The sequence below is a fragment of the Bartonella sp. AP9QHHD genome, assembly GCF_042195625.1.
In the GTDB taxonomy this organism is placed as follows: domain Bacteria; phylum Pseudomonadota; class Alphaproteobacteria; order Rhizobiales; family Rhizobiaceae; genus Bartonella.
Window position 1 is genome coordinate 1 of the sequence record NZ_JBHIOP010000069.1, and the last position, 1,116, is coordinate 1,116.

A 1,116-nucleotide genomic window follows, 5' to 3' on the forward strand; every position below is an offset into this window, starting at 1 on the left:
ACGACGCATATCAGAAGAAGAAACCTTTATTTGTTCTGAGATAATACGAGTTGCAAGCTGTTCTGTTGACATCTCAAGTGAGAAGAAACCTACAATGCCCCCTTCATTTTCTTGGCTGTTATCATGACGCTTACAAGCATTGGCAATATTAAAAGCAATATTGGTAGCAAGCGATGTTTTACCCATCCCAGGGCGCCCCGCAAGGATAATCAAATCAGATGCTTGTAATCCCCCCATTTTCTCATCAAGTGTTTTGATATGGGTAGCTATCCCTGAGAGCTGTGAGGAACGCTTTTTCGCAGCGCTTGCCATGTTAAGTGCTTTTGCAATGGCTGTATCAAAGTTTTCAAACCCACCCCCATATTTTCCNATCAGATGCTTGTAACCCTCCCATTTTCTCATCAAGTGTTTTGATATGGGTAGCTATCCCTGAGAGCTGTGAGGAACGCTTTTTTGCAGCGCTTGCCATGTTAAGTGCTTTTGCAATGGCTGTATCAAAGTTTTCAAACCCACCCCCATATTTTCCTTTTTCGGCTAACTCAAATAATTGATTTTCAATTGTTTCAATTTGTTGGGAAGGTGTGAACTCCAGAGGCGCATCAAAAGCTGTATTGGCAACTTCATTGCCAAGATTAATCAAAGAGCGTCGGATAAAAAGATCGTAAATGACGCGTCCATAATCTTCAGCGTTAATAATAGTGACTGCCTCTGTGGCTAAGCGAACAACATACTGGTATACAGTAATATCTCCAACTTTTTCTTCCATTTGGATATAGGGCTTGATTGTAATGGGGTTTGCAAGATGACCATTTTGAATAATTTGTAAGACAATCTCAAAGATCTTTTGATGTAGCCTTTCAAAAAAATGTTCTGCTTTGAGAAAGTCTGAAACGCGATCGAGTGCATTATTATTAATCAGGATTGCTCCAAGTAATGCCTGTTCCGCTTCAATATTATGGGGAAGTTGACGAAAAGAAGAAGCAAAATTATCTCTTGGATTTTCTGTTTTTAGCATGTTCAATGTTCTCATTGCTTTCTTTTCCCTTGTTTGGTGCCTCGAGTGTGATTTCTGTTGTGTATCCGCTTTGTTTTTCATAGCGGTGGGTGACGGTTGCG

Annotated in this window: 3 pseudogenes; all 3 read right to left on the bottom strand. The window is 40.4% G+C overall.

Features of this window, described 5'->3' with window-relative positions:
• Positions 1–369 (bottom strand): annotated as a pseudogene (locus ACFIK4_RS05470) (DnaB-like helicase C-terminal domain-containing protein); the annotation flags it as partial.
• A 22-nt stretch (positions 370–391) separates the two neighbouring features.
• Positions 392–1,030 (bottom strand): annotated as a pseudogene (locus ACFIK4_RS05475) (DnaB-like helicase N-terminal domain-containing protein); the annotation flags it as partial.
• Positions 987–1,116: pseudogene (locus ACFIK4_RS05480) on the bottom strand (late control protein); the annotation flags it as partial. The pseudogenes ACFIK4_RS05475 and ACFIK4_RS05480, both read right to left, overlap by 44 nt.